The 14,913-nt window shown below is 69.5% G+C and carries 16 protein-coding genes; 9 read left to right on the forward strand and 7 right to left on the reverse strand.

Translation table 11 applies throughout. From position 1 onward, the window contains the following. The first annotated feature begins 13 nt into the window (after positions 1 to 13). Positions 14 to 622, forward strand: coding sequence for a DUF1349 domain-containing protein (locus OG194_RS36460; protein ID WP_327405009.1), 609 nt, complete (start codon positions 14 to 16; stop codon positions 620 to 622). On the opposite strand, the gene OG194_RS36465 is transcribed toward OG194_RS36460, so the two are convergent. Next, complete coding sequence (locus OG194_RS36465; RefSeq protein WP_327405010.1) at positions 582 to 1,964, reverse strand: MFS transporter; 1,383 nt, start codon at positions 1,962 to 1,964, stop codon at positions 582 to 584. The genes OG194_RS36460 and OG194_RS36465 overlap by 41 nt on opposite strands. A 70-nt stretch (positions 1,965 to 2,034) precedes the next feature. On the opposite strand from OG194_RS36465, the gene OG194_RS36470 reads away from it, so the two are divergent. The 4 genes from OG194_RS36470 to OG194_RS36485 all read left to right on the forward strand — a co-directional run bounded on the left by OG194_RS36470 (position 2,035) and on the right by OG194_RS36485 (position 5,508). Then, positions 2,035 to 3,039, forward strand: a complete 1,005-nt coding sequence (locus tag OG194_RS36470; RefSeq protein ID WP_327405011.1) for a GlxA family transcriptional regulator — start codon at positions 2,035 to 2,037, stop codon at positions 3,037 to 3,039. Then, positions 3,036 to 3,527 carry a GNAT family N-acetyltransferase gene (locus OG194_RS36475; RefSeq protein WP_327405012.1) on the forward strand — a complete coding sequence of 164 codons (492 nt, stop codon included), beginning with the start codon at positions 3,036 to 3,038 and terminating at the stop codon, positions 3,525 to 3,527. The genes OG194_RS36470 and OG194_RS36475 overlap by 4 nt, the downstream gene beginning before the upstream one ends. Before the next feature lie 77 nt (positions 3,528 to 3,604). Next, entirely contained in the window at positions 3,605 to 4,339 is a 735-nt protein-coding gene (locus OG194_RS36480; protein ID WP_327405013.1) for a DsbA family oxidoreductase, read from the forward strand. An 83-nt stretch (positions 4,340 to 4,422) separates the two neighbouring features. Beyond that, positions 4,423 to 5,508 carry an aminotransferase class V-fold PLP-dependent enzyme gene (locus OG194_RS36485; RefSeq protein WP_327405014.1) on the forward strand — a complete coding sequence of 362 codons (1,086 nt, stop codon included), beginning with the start codon at positions 4,423 to 4,425 and terminating at the stop codon, positions 5,506 to 5,508. A 105-nt stretch (positions 5,509 to 5,613) separates the two neighbouring features. Here OG194_RS36485 and thpD read toward each other — a convergent pair whose 3' ends face one another. From thpD to OG194_RS36515, 6 genes are all read right to left on the reverse strand, one after another. After that, a complete protein-coding gene (thpD, locus tag OG194_RS36490; protein ID WP_327405015.1) occupies positions 5,614 to 6,510 on the reverse strand; it encodes an ectoine hydroxylase in 897 nt (298 codons plus the stop codon). Positions 6,511 to 6,515: 5 nt separating this feature from the next. Continuing rightward, positions 6,516 to 6,920, reverse strand: coding sequence for an ectoine synthase (locus OG194_RS36495; protein WP_327405016.1), 405 nt, complete (start codon positions 6,918 to 6,920; stop codon positions 6,516 to 6,518). Between the two features lie 46 nt (positions 6,921 to 6,966). After that, positions 6,967 to 8,238, reverse strand: coding sequence for a diaminobutyrate--2-oxoglutarate transaminase (ectB, locus tag OG194_RS36500; RefSeq protein ID WP_327405017.1), 1,272 nt, complete (start codon positions 8,236 to 8,238; stop codon positions 6,967 to 6,969). Positions 8,239 to 8,339: 101 nt separating this feature from the next. Then, positions 8,340 to 8,846, reverse strand: a complete 507-nt coding sequence (ectA, locus tag OG194_RS36505) for a diaminobutyrate acetyltransferase (RefSeq protein ID WP_327405018.1) — start codon at positions 8,844 to 8,846, stop codon at positions 8,340 to 8,342. 278 nt (positions 8,847 to 9,124) lie between these two features. Continuing rightward, positions 9,125 to 9,649, reverse strand: coding sequence for a DinB family protein (locus tag OG194_RS36510; RefSeq protein WP_327405019.1), 525 nt, complete (start codon positions 9,647 to 9,649; stop codon positions 9,125 to 9,127). A 173-nt stretch (positions 9,650 to 9,822) separates the two neighbouring features. Then, positions 9,823 to 10,923: a pyridoxal-phosphate-dependent aminotransferase family protein gene (locus tag OG194_RS36515; protein WP_327405020.1), complete on the reverse strand. Its 1,101-nt coding sequence runs from the start codon at positions 10,921 to 10,923 to the stop codon at positions 9,823 to 9,825. Between the two features lie 208 nt (positions 10,924 to 11,131). Here OG194_RS36515 and OG194_RS36520 point away from each other — a divergent pair, with 208 nt between their 5' ends. The 4 genes from OG194_RS36520 to OG194_RS36535 all read left to right on the forward strand — a co-directional run bounded on the left by OG194_RS36520 (position 11,132) and on the right by OG194_RS36535 (position 14,792). Further along, positions 11,132 to 11,983, forward strand: coding sequence for a transporter substrate-binding domain-containing protein (locus tag OG194_RS36520; protein WP_327405021.1), 852 nt, complete (start codon positions 11,132 to 11,134; stop codon positions 11,981 to 11,983). Continuing rightward, the gene (locus OG194_RS36525; RefSeq protein ID WP_327405022.1) at positions 11,980 to 12,819 is read left to right on the forward strand and encodes an amino acid ABC transporter permease; all 840 of its coding nucleotides are present in this window, start codon (positions 11,980 to 11,982) and stop codon (positions 12,817 to 12,819) included. Before OG194_RS36520 ends, OG194_RS36525 begins: the two co-directional genes overlap by 4 nt. After that, on the forward strand, positions 12,816 to 13,610 hold the full coding sequence (locus tag OG194_RS36530) for an amino acid ABC transporter ATP-binding protein (RefSeq protein ID WP_327405023.1): 795 nt from the start codon (positions 12,816 to 12,818) through the stop codon (positions 13,608 to 13,610). The genes OG194_RS36525 and OG194_RS36530 overlap by 4 nt, the downstream gene beginning before the upstream one ends. 90 nt (positions 13,611 to 13,700) lie before the next feature. Beyond that, the gene (locus OG194_RS36535) at positions 13,701 to 14,792 is read left to right on the forward strand and encodes an amidohydrolase family protein (RefSeq protein WP_327405024.1); all 1,092 of its coding nucleotides are present in this window, start codon (positions 13,701 to 13,703) and stop codon (positions 14,790 to 14,792) included. Positions 14,793 to 14,913 lie beyond the last annotated feature (121 nt).

Below are 14,913 nucleotides of genomic sequence, written 5' to 3' on the forward strand. Positions count from 1 at the left end.
AGATGATGAGTGGATGGAATTGGAGATCTCCCAACTGCCCTTTCCCCTCCGGACTTACGGGCCTGACGGGCATTGGTCGTACGACGATGGTGTGCTCAGCGGGTGGGCCGGGCCCCGGCAGGATCGGTTCGTGCCGCCCACCGGGGAGGGGTTGGACCCTGCCTCCGATGCGCCCCGTCTTCTCGGGGCGCCGCACGGGGACTTTCAGCTGATAGCCCGGGTCACCGTCGGGTTCGCGGGGTCCTTTGATGCCGGGGTGCTCTACGTCCACGTGGGGGAGCGGGCCTGGGCCAAGCTCTGTCTGGAGTACTCGCCCGATGTGCCTACCGTGTGCACGGTGGTCACCCGAGGGCATTCGGACGACGCCAACTCCTTCTCGGTGGACGGTAGTTCGGTGTGGCTGCGGGTCAGTCGGACCGGGCGGGCGTTTGCCTTTCATGCCTCTCGGGACGGGAAGCGGTGGATATTCGTCCGGCTCTTCACCCTCGGTGACGAGAAGGAGACGGGCGATGCGCTCGTCGGGTTCATGACGCAGTCGCCGATGGGGGAGGGGTGTGTCGTGACGTACGACCACCTTGAGTTCAGGCCGAGTTGGCCGGACGATCTGCGAGACGGAAGCTGAGGAAGGCCGTCACCGTGAAGAGGGTCGCGCTGATCGCGAGGCTCTCTCGCAGGCCGGCCGTGAAGTCGGCGGAGACCAGCGCTCCGAACACGGCGATGCCCAGGCCGCCGGCCACCTGACGTGCGGAGTTGAGGACACCGGCCGCCAGGCCCGCACGCTCCGCCGCCACCGCGTCCATCATCACGGCGGTCAGTGGTGGGACCGTGAGGGCGCAGCCCAGGGCCATCGGTACGAGGAGTACGGCCACCAGGAGCGGGGGCGTGCCCGCGTCGACGTACAGCAGGACGAGTGCGCCCAGTGCGGCCAGCAACTGCCCTGCCAGCATGGGGAGTCGGGCGCCGTACCGGGCCGCCAGTCTGCCCGCCACGATGTTCGTCGGCGGGATCAGGCCGGTCATCGGCAGGAACATCAGCCCGGCGTACAAGGCCGAACGGCCCTGCACCTGCTGGAAGAAGAGCGCGAAGACGAAGGTCAGGCCGAAGAAGGCGACGCTGCACGCCGCACCCGTCGCGACCGCCACCGACACCGTACGGCTGCGGAACAGGGCGAACGGCACCACCGGATGCGACTGGCGCCGTTCGATGCGGATGAAGGCCGCGGCCGCGAGGATCGCGACGAGTGCGGCCACAAGTCCTGTGCCCCCGCGCTCGATCACCGCGAACGTCGCCGCTGTGAGGGCGATCACCGCTGTCAGCTGGCCGGGGAGGTCCAGGGGTGCGGGGCGGCGTTCCGAGCGGGGGGCCCGGAGCAGTAGTGCCAGTGCCGTCGCGCCCAGTGGCAGGTTGATGAAGAAGATGCCCCGCCAGTCCCAGACCGTGGTCAGCACACCTCCGGCCACCGGGCCGAGGGCCACCGGCACCGCGCCGCCCGCGGCCCAGGTCGCCACCGCCCGCGCCCTCTTGACCGGTTCGGCGTAGGCCTGTCGTACGAGGGACAGGGAGGCCGGGAGGACCACGGCCGCCGCCATGCCCTGGAGTGCGCGGGCGCCGATCAGCGCGGGCAGGTTCGGGGCCAGGCCGCAGGCCGCCGAGGCGAGGGTGAAGACCGTGATGCCGATCGCGTACGCGCGGCTCGCCCCGGCCCGGTCCGCGAAGGCGCCGGTGGACAGCATCAGCGCGGCGAAGGACAGCGTGTACGCGTCGACCACCCACTGGAGCCCCGACATCCCGCCGCCCAGCGCGGTCCCGATCGACGGCAGCGCCACGTTCACCACGGACGCGTCGAGGGTGATGAGCGCGAAGCCGAGAAGGGCGGCGGTGAGGGTGAGTGTGGGGGAGGGATTCTTCAAATCGCCGGTGCGGGGCGTGAGTTGGGTGGCGGACGGCGACGCGGGTGTTGTCATGCATCCATGCTGCGCATGTGCGAGGCCGTACAGTAGTGGCCGGAACGCCATACACCCGGAGGTTCTGGTCATGACCCAGTCCGGCCGCCCCGGCCGTCCCCGTCGGGTCGCCGTCGTCGCGGCGACCCCCGTCTCGATGTTCAACCTGGCCATCCCGGAGCTGCTGTTCGAACGGGTCGAGGTCGATGGGGAACGGGGCTACGAGACGGTCATCTGTGCTCCGGAACCGGGTCCCGTGCCCACGACGGGCGGCCTCGACCTGTACGTACGGCAGGGGCTCGGCGTCGTGCGGGACGCGGACCTGGTGCTCGTCGTCGGCACGGGCCACCGGTACACGCCTGATCCGCGCACGGTGAGCGCGCTGCGCGAGGCCGCCGCCGCGGGCAAGCGCATCGCTTCCATCTGCAGCGGCGCGTTCGCCCTGGCCGAGGCCGGTCTCCTGGACGGACGCCGGGCCACGACCTACTGGAACCAGGCCGAGGAGATGCGCAGGCGCTATCCGGAGGTCGACCTCACCGGCGACGTCCTCTACGTCCAGGACGGCCAGTTCCTGACCGCGTCCGGATACGCCGCCGGCATCGACCTCTGCCTGCACATCATCCGCACCGACTACGGCGCCGCCGTCGCCAACGAGGTCGCCCGCCTCGCCCTCGTCGCACCCGTACGGCCGGGCGGGCAGACCCAGTTCACGCAGACTCCGCTGCCGCCCGAGCGCGGTGTCGCCTGCGCGGACACCCGGGGCTGGGCCATGCGCAACCTCGACAAGCCGCTCACCCTCACCGACCTGGCCCGGCACGCGGGTGTCAGTGTGCGGACCCTCACCCGCCGCTTCCACGCGGAGAGCGGGGTGAGCCCCTTGCAGTGGCTGCTCCACCAGCGCGTCGAGCGGGCCAGGGAACTCCTGGAGACCACCGCCCTCCCCATGGACCAGGTGGCCCGCGCCTGCGGTCTGGGCACGGCGGACTCCCTGCGCGGCCACCTCGTCCGCCGCACCGGGTTGACGCCGAGCGCCTACCGGGCCCAGTTCAGCCGCCTGGGAACCGGCGGGGCCGAGGTCACGTCATCGGTTGCGTGATCAGTGACCGTGCCATCGAGAACCGGGTGATCAGAACCGCTCTGCCCGCCGAGGCGGAGAGCGTCGCCGCGCTGCACGCGCGCGCCCGGGCGACGTACTACCCCGACGGCGTCCCGGAGGACGGGCGGGACTGGCTCGCCGCCTGGCGGGGCGTCATCGAGCGGCCCGACGCCCATGTCCTGTGCGTGGTCGAGAACGGCCGTATCGTCGCCATCGCCTCCTTCCGCACCCAGGAGGGCGACCCGGCGGACACGGTCGCGCTGTTCCAGTTCCACGTCGACCCCGACCAGTGGCGCTCCGGCCTCGGCACGGCCCTGCACGCGGCCTGCCTCGAACAGTGGCGGGCCGACGGCCGGCGGACCGCCGTACTCGACGTACATGTCGACAACGAACGCGCGCAGGCCTTCTACGTCCGCCAGGGGTGGGTCGCCGAGCCGGCCGACGGCAGTCACCACCTGAGGATGCGCCTGGTCGTGACGGGGGAATGAAGCGAGCTGCTTGAACGTTCACGGGGGAGACAGAGAGCCTCTGTCTCTCACCCGTACGTCCTGAAGAGAGCCGAAGAATGCGCGTCGAGATCTGGTCCGACATCGCCTGCCCCTGGTGCTACGTGGGCAAGGCCCGCTTCGAGAAGGCGCTCGACGCGTTCCCGCACCGTGACGGCGTCGAGGTCGTGCACCGGTCCTTCGAACTGGACCCGGGGCGCGCCAGGGACGACACCCAGCCCGTGCTCAAGATGCTCACCAAGAAGTACGGCATGAGCGAGGCGCAGGCGCAGGCCGGTGAGGACAACCTGGGCACGCAGGCCGCCGCCGAGGGGCTCGACTACCGCACCCGCGACCGCGACCACGGCAACACCTTCGACATGCACCGCCTCCTCCACTTCGCCAAGGCGCAGGGCCGCCAGGACGAGCTGATCCAGGCGCTGTACAAGGCGAACTTCGCCGAGGAGCGGTCCGTGTTCGGCGACGACGAGCGGCTCGTCGAGCTGGCCGCCGGTGTCGGACTGGACGCCGAGGACGCCCGCAAGGTGCTGGCCGACCCGACCGCGTACGCCGACGACGTCCGCGCCGACGAGCGCGAGGCCGCCGAGCTGGGCGCGAACGGCGTCCCCTTCTTCGTCCTCGACCGCAAGTACGGCGTCTCCGGCGCCCAGCCCGCCGAGGTCTTCGCCCAGGCGCTGACCCAGGCGTGGGGCGAGCACGCGCCGCTGAAGCTGATCGACAGCGCTGCCGGAAGTGCTGCCGACGGCGGCGCGGAGGCGTGCGGGCCCGACGGGTGCGCGGTACCGCAGTCCTGAAAAGGCGCTGGTCAGGGCCGATCGCTCGTCGATCATGCCGTGACCTATAAGCGTTCCTTAGCGGATCCACGTAAAAAATCGCAATGGACGAGGGCTTCGCGGCACCGCAGAGTGGTGGCATGGAGACCTTCGAGAGCCTCGTCCGCGCCGAGTTCGCCCCGAAGAACACCTACCTCAACACCGCGAGCACCGGCCTCCTCCCGACCCGCACGGTCACGGCGATGCACACCGCCATCGAGGCCGCCGCGGTCGGCACACCGACCGACATGTTCGACGACGTCGAGGCGTCCCGTGCCGCGTTCGCCCGCCTGACCCGCGTACCGGTGGGCCGGGTGGCGGCCGGGGCCTCGGTCGCGGTCTACAGCGGACTGATCGCCTCGTCGCTGCCCGCCGGCGCCGAAGTCCTCACCGCCGAGGCCGACTTCAGCTCCGTCGTGAACCCCTTCCACATGCGCCCCGACCTCAAGGTGCGCGCCGTCCCGCTGGAGCGGATCGCCGAGTCGGTACGCCCCGGCACCGCACTCGTCGCGGTCAGCGCCGCCCAGTCCGCCGACGGCCGCATCGCCGACCTGCCCGCGCTCCGGGCGGCGGCACGCGAACACGGGGCGCGTACGTACCTCGACGCGTCGCAGGCCGCCGGCTGGTTCGACCTCGACGCGGACGCCTACGACTATGTCGCCGCCGTCGGCTTCAAGTGGCTCTTCTGCCCGCGCGGGGTCGCCTTCCTGGTCACCCCGGAGGACCTCGGCGGCCTCAACCCGGTCTTCGCCGGCTGGGTCGCGGGCGAGGCGCCCTGGGACAGCTGCTACGGCCCGGTCGAGGAACTCGCCCACTCCGCCCGCCGGTTCGACGAGAGCCCGGCCCTCTTCTCCTACGCCGGTGCCCGCCACTCCCTCGCGCTGCTGGAGGAGTTGGGGGTCGACGCCGTACGCGCGCATGACCTGGCTCTCGCCGACCGCTTCCGCGCGGGCCTCGACACCCTCGGGCACGAACCGGTGGCGTCACCCGGTTCACCGATCGTCTCCGTGCCCGGACTCGGCCACCGGCAGGGCGAGTTGAGCGCGGCCGGGGTCGAAGTCTCCGACCGGGCGGGGAACTTGAGGGCGGCCTTCCATCTCTACAACACCGCCGAGGACGTGGACCGTCTGCTGGAGGTGCTGGCCGGCTGACGCGGGCAGAAGAGGCTGATGCCGTACGGGAGTTGAAGTGCGGAAGGGCACCCCGGTCGTCGTGACCGAGGTGCCCTGATGCGCTTGCGGCGAACCGCCTGGCCGTCACTTCACCGGCGTGAAGTCCCGTGCCCCGATGAACTCGGGCCGTCGTACCGGCGCGGCGAACGGCTCAACTGCCTTGTTCTCCACGCTGTTGAACACGATGAAGACGTTGCTGCGCGGGAACGGCGTGATGTTGTCGCCGGAGCCGTGCATGCAGTTGCAGTCGAACCAGGTCGCCGAACCCGCCCTGCCCGTGAACAACTTGATGCCGTACTCGGAGGCCATGCCGGTCAGCGCCTCGTCGGACGGGGTGCCCGCGTCCTGCATCTGGAGCGACTGGCGGTAGTTGTCCTCGGGGGTCGCGCCCGCGCAGCCGAGGAACGTCCGGTGCGAGCCCGGCATGATCATGAGGCCGCCGTTGGTGTCGTGGTTCTCGGTGAGCGCGATCGACACGGACACGGTGCGCATGTTCGGCAGCCCGTCCTCGGCGTGCCAGGTCTCGAAGTCCGAGTGCCAGTAGAAGCCACTCGCGCCGAAGCCGGGCTTCACGTTGATCCGGGACTGGTGGACGTACACGTCCGAGCCGAGGATCTGGCGCGCCCGCCCGACGACCCGTTCGTCGCGCACGAGGCGCGCGAACACCTCGCTGATCCGGTGCACCTCGAAGACGGACCGGATCTCCTTGGACTTCGACTCGATGATCGACCGCTCGTCGGCCCGGATCGCCGGGTCCGTGACGAGACGCTCCAACTCCCGCCGGTAGACGTCGACTTCGTCGTCCCGCAGGAGTTCCTGCATGGAGAGGAAGCCGTCGCGCTCGAACGCCTGGAGGTCGGCCGTCGGGATCGGCCCCGGGGTGTCGGGGGAGCCCCAGACGACGGGGTCCTTGCGCGGGGCGGACACCTCGGTGGTGCCGCGGCTGGGGTACAGGTCGGTGACGCTGGTGACGGTGGTCATGCTCGTCACACCTCCTCGGGTTCGGTCAGCAGCGGGTAGACGCCGTTCTCGTCGTGGTCCTCCCGTCCGGTGACGGGCGGATTGAAGACACAGACGCAGCGGAAGTCCTCCTTGATCCGCATCGTGTGCCGCTCGTGGCCGTCGAGGAGGTACATGGTCCCGGGCGTGATCGTGTACGTCTGCCCGGTCTCGTCGTCGGTGAGTTCGGCGTGGCCCTCGACGCAGACGACGGCCTCGATGTGGTTCGCGTACCACATCGACGTCTCGGTACCCGCGTAGAGGACGGTCTCGTGCACCGAGAAACCGACCCGCTCCTTGGCGAGGACGATGCGCTTGCTCTCCCAGGTGCCGGACGCGGCCTTGATGTGCCGGTCGGTGCCTTCGAGTTCCTTGAACGAACGAACAATCACGGTGTGGTGACGCCTCCTTGACGCAGTATCAGATAGGAATGTCGGGTCAGGCGGTCTCGCGTACGGCGCGGGCGAGGATGCTCAGCCCCTCGTCCAGTTCTTCGGGGGTGATGGTCAGCGCGGGGAGGAGTTTCACGACCTCGCTCTGCGGGCCCGACGTCTCGACGAGCAGGCCGAGTTCGAAGGCGCGGGCGCTGATCCGGCCGGCGCGCTCGGGGTCCTTGAACTCGATGCCCCAGACCAGGCCGCGGCCCCGGTACTCCTTGATGTCGGCGAGGTTCTCCTCGGTGATGGAGATCAGTCCCTGCTCGACCCGCTCACCGCGGGCCCGGGTCTGCTTCTCCATCGCGGAACCGTCCGCCCAGTACGTCTCCAGGGCGGCGGTGGCGGTGACGAACGCCGGGTTGTTGCCGCGGAAGGTGCCGTTGTGCTCGCCCGGCTCCCAGATGTCCAGCTCCGGCTTGAACAGGCACAGCGACATCGGAAGGCCGTAGCCGCTGATGGACTTGGACACGGTGACGATGTCCGGGACGACGCCCGACTCCTCGAAGGAGAAGAACGCGCCGGTGCGGCCGCAGCCCATCTGGATGTCGTCGACGATCAGCAGCATGTCCTGGCGCTCGCACAACTCGGCCAGCGCGCGCAGCCATTCGGGGCGGGCGACGTTGATGCCGCCCTCGCCCTGCACGGACTCGACGATCACGGCGGCGGGCTTGTTGAGGCCGGAGCCCTGGTCCTCCAACAGCCGCTCGAACCACAGGAAGTCGGGGACCTTGCCGTCGAAGTAGTTGTCGAACGGCATCGGCGTCCCGTGCACCAGCGGGATGCCGGCGCCGGCCCGCTTGAAGGCGTTGCCGGTCACGGCGAGCGAGCCGAGCGACATGCCGTGGAAGGCGTTGGTGAACGACACGATCGACTCGCGGCCCTTCACCTTCCGCGCCAACTTCAGTGCGGACTCAACGGCGTTGGTGCCGGTCGGGCCCGGGAACATGACCTTGTACGGCAGGTCGCGCGGCCGTAGCACCAGGTCCTGGAAGGTCTCCAGGAACGCGCGCTTCGCACTGGTCGACATGTCGAGCCCGTGCGTGACGCCGTCCCGCTCCAGGTAGTCGATCAACGCCCGTTTCAGGACAGGGTTGTTGTGCCCGTAGTTCAGCGAGCCGGCGCCCGCGAAGAAGTCGAGGTAGGCGTGGCCGTCCTCGTCGTACATACGGCTGCCCCGGGCCCGGTCGAAGACGGTGGGCCAGGCGCGGCAGTAGCTGCGGACCTCGGACTCCAGGGTCTCGAAGACGCTGAGATCGGGCTGGGTGATGGTCACGCGAATCGCTCCTCGGGGTGGGGGGTGAGGGGGTGCGGGGTGTGGCGGGAAGTCTGGGGAACCGGCCGGGAGCCGTCAGAGACTCCACCGGCGGAGGGCCGTCAGAGGCTCAACGGGCCGATGCGGTACAGCACTTCGGGGTCGTGCGGTCCGTCCGGGAAGTCACCGGCCTCGAAGAGGACCGTGCGTTCGACGGTGGCGCCGTGGCGTTCGGCGTACGACGTGAAGAGGCGCTCGGAGGCGGTGTTGCCGGGCGTGATCGTGGTCTCGATCGCGGTCACCCCGTAGTCGCCGGAGACCCGCTCGGTGAGTCCGTCGAGCAGCCGTGCCGCCAGCCCGCGACCGCGCTGCGCGGCGTCGACGGCCACCTGCCACACGAGCAGGGTGCCCGGCCGGTCCGGCGGCACGTACCCGGTGACGAAGCCGACCGGCTCCCCGCGCTCGTCCCGCACGACGGCGGAGGTACCGGCGAAGTCCCGGCACCACAGCAGATAGCTGTACGACGAGTTCAGGTCGAGGGCGTTCGAGTCCTTGGCAATACGCCACAACGCGGCGCCGTCGGCCACCGTGGGGCGGTCGATGTGCAGGTCTGCTTGGGTGGCAGTCATGCGAATTGAATTTACCGAGGGAAATTCTAAATTGCATGGAGGGATGGGGTTACGTCTGAGGCGGTGCTGTGTTATCACGCGTGCGAGGGAGCATGCTATGTACTGCTTTGACCCGCAGATAAAGGGCAAAACGGGTGACCTGTGTAACGGGTCACAAGGGTGTAACCCTCACGAGATCTACGCGAATTATTTGCGTTTGGGTGCGCTGAAATCGGGCAGAAGAATATGGGAAGCTGCCCGTAAAGACGGCGATAAAATTCCCGGGAATTATATCGAAATTAGGCTCCGGTGACGCCGTCGATGCTTTCCCGAAGGATGTCGGCGTGACCGTTGTGCCGCGCGTACTCCTCGACCAGATGAATCAGCACCCACCGCAGACTGACCTCGCCCCCGGCCATCGGCCCGTCCGGGATCCGCCCGAGATCGTCCAGTGCGAGCCCCACACAGTGCTCCTGCCCGCGCGCGACCTCCCGCCGCCACACGGCCAGCGCCTCGTCCATCCCGCGCCCGGGTTCGAGGGCATACCCGTCCTCGCTGCCGTACACCGTCGGCACGTCGAGCCCGAACACCCGCTGGAACCAGTTCCGTTCGACCTCGGCGAGATGCTGGACCAGGCCGAGTAACGTCAACGAGGAGGGCGCGGCCGCCGCGAGCCGCACCTGTGCGTCGTCCAGACCGGCGCACTTCAATTCCAGCGTGGCGCGATGAAACCCGAGCCAGCTTTCGAGCATGGGGCGTTCGGCGCCCGTCATGGCGGGGAAGGGGCGGCCGTCGGGGAGCGTCTGGGGCGTGTCAGTGGTCATGCGGGGGAGCATGGCATGAGGGTTCGGTTCCGCGTGGGTGCCCGTTGCGTCAGGTCCGGCGCCTTCCAACGCAGGCCGGCATGACTCAGCCCGTCCGGCGTTTGAGGACGAGGCCCCTTCAGGGCCGATCGGGGGTCTGGGGGCGGAACCCCCAGCACCACCTCAGCCCACGACTACCGCCACGTGCTTTCGACGGCGGACCGCGCGCTCTCCGGGTCCACCGACACCCCCTGCTCCGCCAGCGCCGCGCCCAGCGCTGCCAAGGAGCTCTGTACCGCCCCCACCGTCGCGTCCACCCCGTAGTGGTTGACCCGGATCATCTCCTTCGCCAGGGCACCCCCACCGGCGGCCAGCGGCAGGGCCGGGTCCGAGGACAGGGCCCTTGCCACCAGCTCCGAGGCCACGACACCCGGAGGTGTCCTGAGCGTCGTAGCGACCGGTGCGGCCTCAGCGGCAGCGTGGACGTACGGTTCGAGGCCGCCGCCCAGGGCGAGCGCGCCCGCGCGCGTCGCCGCCGCCGCGGTCGCGTGGCGGCGCATCAGCACATCCAGGCCCTCCGACTCGATGCGCTCCACGCACGCCTCCAGCGCGAGCATCTCCAACTGGGCCGGTGCGTGCGGCAGCGTCGTGCGGCCGGCGTCGGTCCAGCGGTCCCTCCAGTCGAGGAGGGAGAGGTACGAGCGGCGCGGGGCCCCGGGGTTGGCCGTCATACGGGCCCACGCCCGCGCGCTCACCGACACCGCCGACACACCCGCCGGGCCGCCCATCGCCTTCTGCGCGCCGATCACACACAGGTCGACACCCCACGCGTCCGGCAGCACCGGCTCCGCGCCGATGGACGCCACCGCGTCGAGGTAGAAGATCGCGCCGTGCGCGCGCACGATCTCGCCGATCTCCGCGACCGGGTTGGTGTTGCCGGTCGCGGCCTCGGCGTGGACGAGGGACACGAAGTCGATCTCGGGGTGCTCGGCGAAGGCCTCCCGGATCTGGTCGGCGGTCACCGCCGTGTGGAACGGCACCGCGAGATCGATCACCTCGGCACCGCAGTCCCGCAGCCAGTTCCCGAAGGTCTGCCCGTAGGGGCCGGTGACGACGTTCAGCGCGAGCGTGCCCGGCCCCGCCGTCGAACGGATCGCGCCCTCCAGCGGCAGCAGCGCCTCGCCCTGCATGATCACGACATCCTGCTCGGTGCCGAGCAGCCGGGCCACCCGGTCCTCGATCGAGGCGAAGTGCGCGGCGCTCAGCGGGGCCAGGTCGAGGAAGGGGTGGGTCATGGCGGTGCTCTTTCGCTCGCGGGGAGGGACGGGGAGAGGGGCCGGGAGGGACTGGGGGAGGGGTCGGGCCGGACGGTCCTGATCGACGGAGATGAGCGTAACCGGCGACTTCTTAGCCCGGACGGCCCCCTGGTCACCGTTCCGGGTGAGCGGCCCGCCCAACCCCTCCGAATAATCGGAACCCATAGTTCCGTCACAGGAGGCCTCCGTGAACACGCTCCTCGGCCGCCGGTCCCGCACCCTGGCCGCCACCACCGCGACGGCCGCACTCGCCCTCGTCCTCGCGGCCGGCTGCACGTCGAGCGACAGCGGCTCGAAGACCGCCGCCGGTGGCGTCGAACTCGTCAAGGCCGGCCAACTCACCACCTGCACCCACCTGCCCTACCCGCCCTTCCAGTCCGAGATCGACGGCAAAGTACAGGGCTTCGACGTCTCCCTCATCGACCTGGTCGCCAAGAACCTCGGCGTGAAGCAGACGATCCTCGACACCCCCTTCGAGAACTTCAAGACCGGCGCCTTCCTCAACGCCGACGAGTGCGACCTGGCCGCCGCAGGCATGACCATCACCGCCGAGCGCAAGAAGAACGTCGACTTCTCCGACCCGTACTTCGACGCCACCCAGGCCGTCCTCGTCGACAGGAAGAGCGGGATCACCTCCCTCGCCGACGTGAAGACCAAGGGCAAGAAGCTCGGCGCCCAGGCGCAGACCACCGGCGAGGACTACGCCAAGAGCAAGGGCTTCGACCCCGTCTCCTTCGAGTCCTCCGACGCCGTCCTCAACGGCCTGCGCACCGGCCAGGTCCAGGCCGTCATCATCGACTACCCGGTCGTCCAGGGCTGGCTCAAGACCAAGGCCAACGCCGACGCCTTCAAGGTCGTCGACAACCTCAACACCGGTGAGCAGTACGGCTTCACGGTCAAGAAGGGCAACACGAAACTCCTCGCCGCCATCAACAAGGCCATCAAGGACGCGAAGGCCGACGGCACGTACAAGAAGCTCTACGAGAAGTGGATCGGCCCCTACGACGCCTCGGCCACCGCCTCTCCGTCGGCCTCATGACCGGCGACACCGCGGACCCCCGACTCCAGCCCAGGAGACAGGGGTTGAGCAGACGTCAGCGGCGCAGGCTGTCCCAAGGCGTGCAGTACGCCGTCTTCGCCGCCGTCGTGATCGTCTTCGCGGTCACCGCCGACTGGGGCCGCCTGAAGAACCAGTTCGCACAGTGGAGCATCGCCAAGCAGATGTTCCCCGACGTCATCACCCTGGCGTTGAAGAACACCGTGCTCTACACCCTGTCGGGCTTCGTCTTCGGACTCGTCCTCGGCATGGTCGTCGCGCTGATGCGACTGTCGTCGGTAGGCCCCTACCGCTGGCTCGCCGGGATCTACATCGAGATCTTCCGCGGCCTGCCCGCCCTGCTGATCTTCATCTTCGTCGGCGTCGCCGTGCCCCTCGCCTTCCCCGGCACGGAGATCGTCGGCGGCACGTACGGCAAGGTCGCCCTCGCGCTCGGCCTGGTGTCGGCCGCGTACATGGCGGAGACGATCCGCGCGGGCATCCAGGCGGTGCCCAAAGGGCAGTTGGAGGCGGCCCGTTCGCTCGGGTTCTCCCAGGCGCGGGCCATGGTGTCGATCATCGTCCCGCAGGCGTTCCGGATCATCCTCCCGCCGCTGACCAACGAACTCGTCCTCCTCTTCAAGGACTCCTCCCTGGTCCTGTTCCTCGGCGTCACCCTGGAGGAACGCGAACTCTCCAAATACGGTCGGGACTTGGCGAGTACGACAGCCAACTCCACCCCGATCCTGGTGGCCGGCCTGTGCTACCTCCTGGTCACGATCCCGCTGAGCTTCGTGGTCCGCCGCATGGAGACGAAGACGGGGGAGGCGGTCCGGTGAACCGCGGTCCGGTCACGGGCACTCCGGAGATCCAAGTCCGCGGCCTGCACAAGTCGTTCGGCACCAACGAGGTGCTGCGCGGCATCGACCTGGAGATCGGCCAGGGCGAGGTCGTGTGCGTCATCGGCCCCTCCGGCTCCGGCAAGTCGACCCTCCTACGCTGCGTGAACCTCCTCGAAGAACCCACCCAGGGACGGGTGTTCGTCGGCGGCACCGAGATCACCGACCCCGATGTCGACATCGACGCCGTACGCCGCCGTATCGGCATGGTCTTCCAGCAGTTCAACCTCTTCCCGCACCTCACCGTCACCGAGAACCTCACCCTGCCCCAACGGAGGGTCCTGCGCCGCGACAAGACGGAGGCGGCGAAGGTCGCCGCCGAGAACCTCCGCCGCGTAGGTCTGTCGGAGAAGGCCGCCGCCTACCCCGCCTCCCTCTCCGGCGGCCAGCAGCAACGCGTGGCGATCGCAAGGGCGTTGGCGATGGGCCCCGAGGTGATGTTGTTCGACGAACCGACGTCGGCACTCGACCCCGAGCTGGTCGGAGACGTGCTCGCGGTCATGCGGATGCTCGCGAACGAGGGCATGACGATGATGGTCGTCACCCACGAGATGACGTTCGCGCGTGAGGTGGCCGACAGGGTGGTGTTCATGGACGCGGGGTTGATCGTCGAGGAGGGCACTCCGGACCGGGTGATCGGCGACCCGCAGCACGACCGCACCCGCCACTTCTTGTCGAGGCTCCTGGAGCCCGCGATGGCTGAAGTACAGGACGAGGAAAGCACCCCCTAAAGGGGCGCGGGGCTGTGTCGATGTGCGGCTCCGCCGCGTGGGCGCGACCAGCCACAACGGACCCGCACTCGACGAACTATCGTGCGTCCCATGAGCGATCAAGCCGTGCTGCACGTAAAGGGCCGGGTCCTTGTGGGGCCGGAGGACATCCGCGACGAACTCTGGGTCATCGACGGCCGCATCTCCTACGACCGTCCCGTCGACGCCGATGACATCCGGACGATTGACGGCTGGGCCCTCCCAGGCCTCGTCGACGCCCACTGCCACGTAGGCCTCGGCACCCACGGCCCCGTAGACGCCGACACCGCCGAGCAACAGGCCCGAACCGACCGCGACGCCGGCACCCTCCTGCTCCGCGACGCCGGCTCCCCCTCGGACACCCGCTGGATCGACGACCGCGAAGACCTCCCGAAGATCATCCGCGCGGGCAGACACATCGCCCGCACCCGCCGCTACATCCGCAACTTCGCCCACGAGATCGAACCCGACGAACTCGTCTCCTACGTCGCCCAGGAGGCCCAACGCGGCGACGGCTGGGTCAAGTTGGTCGGCGACTGGATCGACCGCGACCTCGGTGACCTGTCGGCCTGCTGGCCGCGCGAAGCGGTGGACGCGGCCATCGCCGAGGCCCACCGGCTCGGCGCGCGCGTCACCGCGCACTGCTTCGGGGAGGACGCGCTGCGCGACCTGGTCGAGGCGGGCATCGACTGCATCGAGCACGCGACCGGCCTCACCGAGGACCTCGTCCCGCTGTTCGCCTCACGGGGCGTCGCGATCGTCCCGACCCTCGTGAACATCGCGACCTTCCCGCAGCTCGCCGAGGGCGGCGACGCCAGGTTCCCGCGCTGGTCGGCCCATATGCGGCGACTGTACGAGCGGCGCTACGACACCGTCCGCGCCGCCTACGACGCCGGCGTCCCGGTCTACGTCGGCACGGACGCCGGGGGTTCCCTCGCCCACGGCCTGGTGGCCGCCGAGGTCGCCGAACTCGTCACCGCCGGCATCCCCGCCGTAGAGGCGCTGTCGGCGACCGCGTGGGGTGCGCGGCGGTGGCTCGGGCGGCCGGGGCTCGATGAGGGTGCGCCGGCGGACTTCGTCGTCTATGAGGCCGACCCGCGCGCCGATGTGCGCGTGCTGGCGTCGCCGCGGCGGGTGGTGCTGAACGGGCTGGTGGTCGAATAGTCGCCAGGCGATTCGAATACGTTCACGGAAAACCCACGATGGGGTGAAGTGACGCAGGATTGCTGACGGTTCACTCGTCGTGGGTAATTCTTACCGGGTCCCAAGCATGTCTCTTCTGGGG

The organism is Streptomyces sp. NBC_01288, assembly GCF_035982055.1.
Classification (GTDB): Bacteria; Actinomycetota; Actinomycetes; order Streptomycetales; family Streptomycetaceae; genus Streptomyces.